At 57.7% G+C, this 5,406-nt stretch carries 8 protein-coding genes and 1 pseudogene; all 9 read left to right on the forward strand.

Annotated features, from left to right (window positions below):
* The first annotated feature begins 21 nt into the window (after nucleotides 1–21).
* The 9 genes and pseudogenes from HCH49_RS22090 (at nucleotide 22) to HCH49_RS22125 (ending at nucleotide 4,842) form a co-directional block, all read left to right on the forward strand.
* Complete coding sequence (locus HCH49_RS22090; protein WP_032664455.1) at nucleotides 22–294, forward strand: hypothetical protein; 273 nt, start codon at nucleotides 22–24, stop codon at nucleotides 292–294.
* Between the two features lie 43 nt (nucleotides 295–337).
* Nucleotides 338–703 (forward strand): hypothetical protein, encoded by a 366-nt coding sequence (locus tag HCH49_RS22095; protein ID WP_221696982.1) that lies wholly within the window; start codon nucleotides 338–340, stop codon nucleotides 701–703.
* A gap of 67 nt (nucleotides 704–770) precedes the next feature.
* Nucleotides 771–2,783 (forward strand): ParB/RepB/Spo0J family partition protein, encoded by a 2,013-nt coding sequence (locus tag HCH49_RS22100; RefSeq protein WP_221703345.1) that lies wholly within the window; start codon nucleotides 771–773, stop codon nucleotides 2,781–2,783.
* Between the two features lie 37 nt (nucleotides 2,784–2,820).
* The gene (gene psiB / locus HCH49_RS22105; RefSeq protein ID WP_221696980.1) at nucleotides 2,821–3,258 is read left to right on the forward strand and encodes a conjugation system SOS inhibitor PsiB; all 438 of its coding nucleotides are present in this window, start codon (nucleotides 2,821–2,823) and stop codon (nucleotides 3,256–3,258) included.
* On the forward strand, nucleotides 3,255–3,986 hold the full coding sequence (locus tag HCH49_RS22110) for a plasmid SOS inhibition protein A (protein ID WP_221696979.1): 732 nt from the start codon (nucleotides 3,255–3,257) through the stop codon (nucleotides 3,984–3,986). The genes psiB and HCH49_RS22110 overlap by 4 nt, the downstream gene beginning before the upstream one ends.
* Nucleotides 3,983–4,213 carry a hypothetical protein gene (locus HCH49_RS22115; RefSeq protein ID WP_032641239.1) on the forward strand — a complete coding sequence of 77 codons (231 nt, stop codon included), beginning with the start codon at nucleotides 3,983–3,985 and terminating at the stop codon, nucleotides 4,211–4,213. Before HCH49_RS22110 ends, HCH49_RS22115 begins: the two co-directional genes overlap by 4 nt.
* Nucleotides 4,210–4,434: a hypothetical protein gene (locus tag HCH49_RS22120; protein WP_221696978.1), complete on the forward strand. Its 225-nt coding sequence runs from the start codon at nucleotides 4,210–4,212 to the stop codon at nucleotides 4,432–4,434. Before HCH49_RS22115 ends, HCH49_RS22120 begins: the two co-directional genes overlap by 4 nt.
* Before the next feature lie 191 nt (nucleotides 4,435–4,625).
* Nucleotides 4,626–4,775, forward strand: a pseudogene (locus HCH49_RS22285) (DUF5431 family protein); the annotation flags it as partial.
* Nucleotides 4,717–4,842, forward strand: coding sequence for a type I toxin-antitoxin system Hok family toxin (locus HCH49_RS22125; RefSeq protein WP_223540704.1), 126 nt, complete (start codon nucleotides 4,717–4,719; stop codon nucleotides 4,840–4,842). The pseudogene HCH49_RS22285 and the gene HCH49_RS22125, both read left to right, overlap by 59 nt.
* Nucleotides 4,843–5,406: the final 564 nt, after the last annotated feature.

Here is a 5,406-nt window from a genome sequence, read left to right on the forward strand (position 1 = left end):
TCACCACAGGAGAAAACCAGGATGCACACACGAAACGTCAACGTCAAAACCGCCGCTCAAGAATCTTCCAGGAAGATGGGGGAAGAACAAAACCCTGTTTCTGTCGCACGGGAGTGGGTGGCTCAGGCCACTTCGCTGAAAGCGGGTGTCACCGTCACCCTGTCCGATGTGTCCCGATACGGCGACGTGCAGGTGGAGATCCGCACCAACGGAACGCTTAACTGGCGCGCCTGGTCGTTTGAGCCTGATTTTCTTTTTGAACTGAAACGCAACCTGCAATACGTGCAGTTTTAACCGGAGGCCGGATGTCCGGCCTTAACCCAGAGAAGGAGGAAACATGCAGAACCTTAACACCCGTCCGGCGACCCGTAAGGTCGGGCAGAGCACCGAAATCGTGAAGCTGCTGCGCATTCAGGCCAGCGACACCCACGTAGTCGAGTTTGACAACGTGGACACCCGATTTAATGACTGCAACAACTGGCAGGTTATGGCAGGAGGTAAACGCGTCCTGTTCAGCAACCGCATGTATGAGCGTTTTTCAGATGTGAAATCGGGGATCGTGGCAACGATCAACGTGTGTGAAAACAGCGGCAGCGTAACGGATAAAGCGATGCTGGAAGGGGCAAAAGTCATGATGCAGGTTCTTGATGGCTATCCGTCCTTTGCAGCACTGGCAGCACACCCGAGACGTATTACCGGTTAACCGAGTGCCGTGACCGGAGGGCAATCCGGCCACGGCTAACCACAACTATCACTGAGAGGTAAAAATCATGGTCGCCACCAATACTACGGCAAAAAAACCAGCCAAGACCACCCGTCAGACAAAATCTGCGGAAAAAATCGCGCAGTCTACCGAGCAGAAGCTCGTCCAGCTGCTCGCTGATACGCCTGTGCAAATCTTCCCGTACTCCCGCCTGTCACACACGGGCTTAAACACGCGCATCATTCCGCATACCGATCAGGAAGTGGAAGAGATGGCAGACAGCATTCAGGCAATGGGCATCCTCCAGAACCTGATCGGTGCAGAACTGCCGGACGGTACGATCGGCATTGTCGGCGGGGAAGGTCGTCGCAGAGGCACAGGCATTCTGGTGATGCGCGGTGTGCTCGATGCAGACACGCCGTTTGTTCCGGTGAAAGTCCTGCCCGTTGAGATGGCTGTGGCGGCCTCGATGATCGAGAACGGTCGACGTAAAAACATGCATCCCGCCGAGCAGATTATCGGTTTTCGTACTCTTCAGCAGGAAGGTAAAACGGCCTCTCAGATCGGCGCACTGATGGGCTATCACCCGCGCCACGTTCAGCGCTGCCTGAAACTGGCGAATCTTGCCCCCTCCCTGCTGGATGCGCTGGCGTGGGATGAAATCTCCCTTGAACAGTGTGAAGTCCTGACACTTGCTGATACCCATGAACGTCAGGAGCAGGTCTGGAAAGAGGCTGTTGAACAGTGGCGCGATCCAGCCGTACAGACCCTGCGCAAAATGGTGACTGACGACAAGATGGCCATCAGTCACCCGATGTTTGAGTATGTGGGCGAGGAAGCCTATACCGCCGCTGGCGGTACGCTGACCGCCGACCTGTTCAGCGACAAGGACAGCACCTTTGCCGATGCTGCGCTGGTGAAATCTCTGTTGGCTGGCAAGCTCACCGTGCTCGCCGCCCGTGTTAAGCAGGAGCAGGGCTGGGGCTGGGCTGAGTTCCGTATGACGGAACTCAGCTTCAGCGGTGAGGACGGTGAACTGTACCGTTTTGCCATGCCAAAAGCTGTCCTCACGGAAGAAGAACAGAAGCGCGTCAGTGAGCTGGAAGAACAAAGGGAAGCCACTGAAACCTGCGATGACGAATACGAGCTTCAGCAGCAGATCGATGACATTTACTGCGAGGCGAAGTACCGCGAAGCCACGCCGGAATTTCGCGCCGCCCACGGTATCTGGGTGTCATGGGACGGTAGCAATTTTCAGGTTCAGCCTGGTATCCGCAAGCTGACCGACGAAGACCGGGCAGAAGAAGAACAGGCGCGTCAGGAACGTGAAAAGAACGTGATTAGATACACCACGCCTGACATTCCCGCTGACGCCTATCCGGCAACGCTGGTTAAGGCCATGTCAGCCGAACGTACTCTGGCTGTTCAGGCCGAACTGGCGGGGCGTCCTGACGTGTCGGTGGCGCTGCTGACGTGGACGCTGTGTCTTGCGCTCTTTGATCGCACCCACGGCAAGCGCAGCCAACCGCTGAAAGCCTCCGTGTCCTCGAATCAGTATCACCTTGCATCACTGGCTCCATCCGGTGACGAAGGGAAGGCGCTGACGGCGCTCAATGCACAGAAAATAGCGCTTCAGGCAACGCTGCCAGAAAACTGGCATCTCGATTTCACCTGGCTGCTGTCATGGTCAGCAGAGCAGGTGAACACCCTGCTGGGATTCTGTGCAGCGCACGGTATCAACGGTATTCAGGAACGTATGTATAACCATACGCAGAAAAGTGAACTGGACAGGCTGGAAGCGGCGCTGGACTTTGACCTGCGCAAATGGTGGCAGCCGGATGCTGAGAGCTACTTCGGTAAGCTCACTATTTCCCAGATTGGCAAAGCCTATGAAGAAGCCGGACTCAGCGCCCGTGCGGGTGAAGTTGTGAAGCTCAAGCGCCGCGATGCGGCGAAGGCCGCCGAGCAGGATCTGAATGCTCAGGGCTGGCTGCCTGACTGGATGGTGCGCCCAGCGCCAGCCGCTGAGGCTGAAGAAGCCACCGAATCCGACGCTAACACCACTGACCACGCTGCTTAATACAGGAGGCCGCCGCCTTCGGGCGGCGGGAACAGACATGACCATGCAATATGACCTGAACCGAATCAACACACTGACCGCCACAGACCTGGAGTTTATCCGTCAGCAGGGCGAGGACGCGCGCCGCGCCCTCAGCGATGCCGTGACCGGCCTTCTGTCGACACCTGAAGGATGGTGCGTCTGCGCCGAGTTCCGCACCGAGTTTGGCGGCTTCTTCCCCGTCCAGTGCCGCTTCAGCGCGGACGGCAGCGATGACTGGCATCTGCTGTGCGTGTGCAGCCCCGGCGAAGTCTCGCCTTACTGGCTTCTGGTGCTGCTCTCCTCCGGCGGTGAAGTGGTGCGTACCCTTTACCAGAGCGACAAGCTCCAGCCTGACCGGATAAACCAGCTGATCGCGCAGCTGGCAGGTATGCGCCGCTTTAACTGCACAGCCAGCACCGTGGTGAACCTGATGAGCGTGGAGGTGACAGCATGATCCCGTCCTCACACGCGCTCGTTTCCCTGAAGCCCGCCCGTCAGGCTGCAATAAAGGCTATCAGCCATGTTGAGTCTGCCCGCGAACGCGGCGCACGACTTCCCGCCATGCCGTATGTGCGTACTTTTCTGCGCCTTCTCACGGGCAGCGGGCGTCTCAACGCCACGGTGGCCAATAAAATACCTGGCCTGCACTGGGTGCCAAATAACCGTCATTCGAACCTGAAACAGGTCGAGGAGGCGCTTAACACGATGATCGCCACCAGTGGCGAAGCCTGCCCGCTGCCGCTCACGATTGACGTACAGGCCGAACTGTTTCCTGAAGTCATGCACACCCGCACGGGTCGACGGCTGCACAGGTCTGGCATTAAGACCACGCGCCAGCTGCGCCGCCAGTCCCGCGAGTACGAACAGCGCTGGAAACTGCGCCAGAACCTGCTGGAGCAGGCGAAAATCGACCTGAATTTTCAGTCACCGGAAACCGTCTGCACCTGGTACACCCGGTGGAGCGACGAGTTTGACGCGGCAGAGCTTGCCGCACCGTTCTGGCGCTGGCAGTCGCGGTTCACGTCGCTGAAGGAACTTGACTGGCTTCGCATGAGCGGCGATCCGCTGTATTCGGTCATGTACCAAATTCCGTTTATTGTCCGGGAGACGCCGGAGCATATCCGTACTGCTGAACGCTGGCAGGTACCGAACAAGCTGCGTTATCAGCAGGTGGCAGAATGAGAAATAACCCCTGCAAGACGGAGCTGAAAGTCGCCCGCAGCCAGCGTAACAAGCTCCGCACCATGTCGGCAAAGCTGAAAGAGATGTGCTGCGAGTGGGACGGACTCAGCGGCTGGCTGGAAACCGAAAGCGAGCAGCTGGCTGAGAGTATAGACAGGCATCTTGAGGCGCTCGAAGACCAGATCCGCGAGTGGTCAGAAGGTACGGATAACCGGGAGGGATATTGAGTATTATCAGCCGCAGATTCGACAAAAAAGAAACGGGTACCGTGTTCCGGCATGCTGAAAGCGGGAAGATCCTGTACCGCCTTGATGCCCGGCTGGAGCGGGATGACTGGGAGATAGTGCAGGCGATAATCAGCCTTGTTTATAACGCCGGCGTGGCCGCCGGAAGCAAACAGCGAGCCGCTGAAATTCGTGAGGCGCTGGGGATTTCAGGGGCTGAATGACGCGGAAAAACGATGAGGATTTATACAGTTTTCAGACTGTTATTCCTGGGCAGATGATCGACAACGGGATATAATGGCGATGGCGCTTGAGGCTTTTTGCCTCATGACGTGAAGGTGGTTTGTTACCGTGTTGTGTGGCAGAAAGCAGAAAGCCCCGAGTAATTTTTCAATTAACCCGAGGCTTAATCTGTATGCCTAGACAACATCAGATTAGCCGCTTACCTGCCGAAAGGCAAGGAGAAGTCAGCTATGAAACTGCCACGAAGTACCCTGCTCTTGTGTGTGTTGATAGTGTGTCTCACACTGCTGATATTCACTTACCTGACACGGAAATCGCTCTGCGAAATCCGTTACAGGGACACGAACAGGGAGGTGGCGGCTTTTATGGCCTACGAATCCGGTAAGTAAGCTACCTGAAGGCGGGGGAAACCCCGCCTTTTCAGGAGCTGAGTTGGTCTGACATGCCTGAAGCGCCTTTATGAAGGGGTTGCCGGTTTACCGGTAGCCCCTTTTTCCTTCCTGACGCGACCGCACGCCTGAACTTCCGGGAAGGGCTGTTCCCCTGCGGGGAACGGGGTACGGGGGAAGGGGGACGCGCCTTCGGCGCTGCCCCTCTGCTCCCTCCGCCTTGTCCACACTCCAGCCTTTCCCGCCTGATTTTGCTGAAGTCAGCGCGCCATGAGTTACCTGCCTGTGCCTGGCATCAGCCTGGTTTTCCCTGTGTTCTTCATTCCGGGCATCATATACGGCGTCCTGCTGGTTAACTTTCTCAGCTGCAGCTCCGTGGCTATAACCCGAAAACAGGGCAGGGCGATGGCCCCCTTCGGCTCCCGGCCAGCGCTGCTGTCCGGTCGTCGAGCCCCACTCCGCCAGGGCGGCTGCTGCGCACCCGCCAGGCTCCGCCGAACCCCTCCGGGGTTCGTGCCATACGGCTAGGGTCTGATGGCTAAGGTCAAGGGCTGCGGCTTCTCC

It is taken from the genome of Enterobacter sp. Y17 (genome assembly GCF_019730495.1).
Lineage (GTDB): Bacteria > Pseudomonadota > Gammaproteobacteria > Enterobacterales > Enterobacteriaceae > Enterobacter > Enterobacter asburiae_B.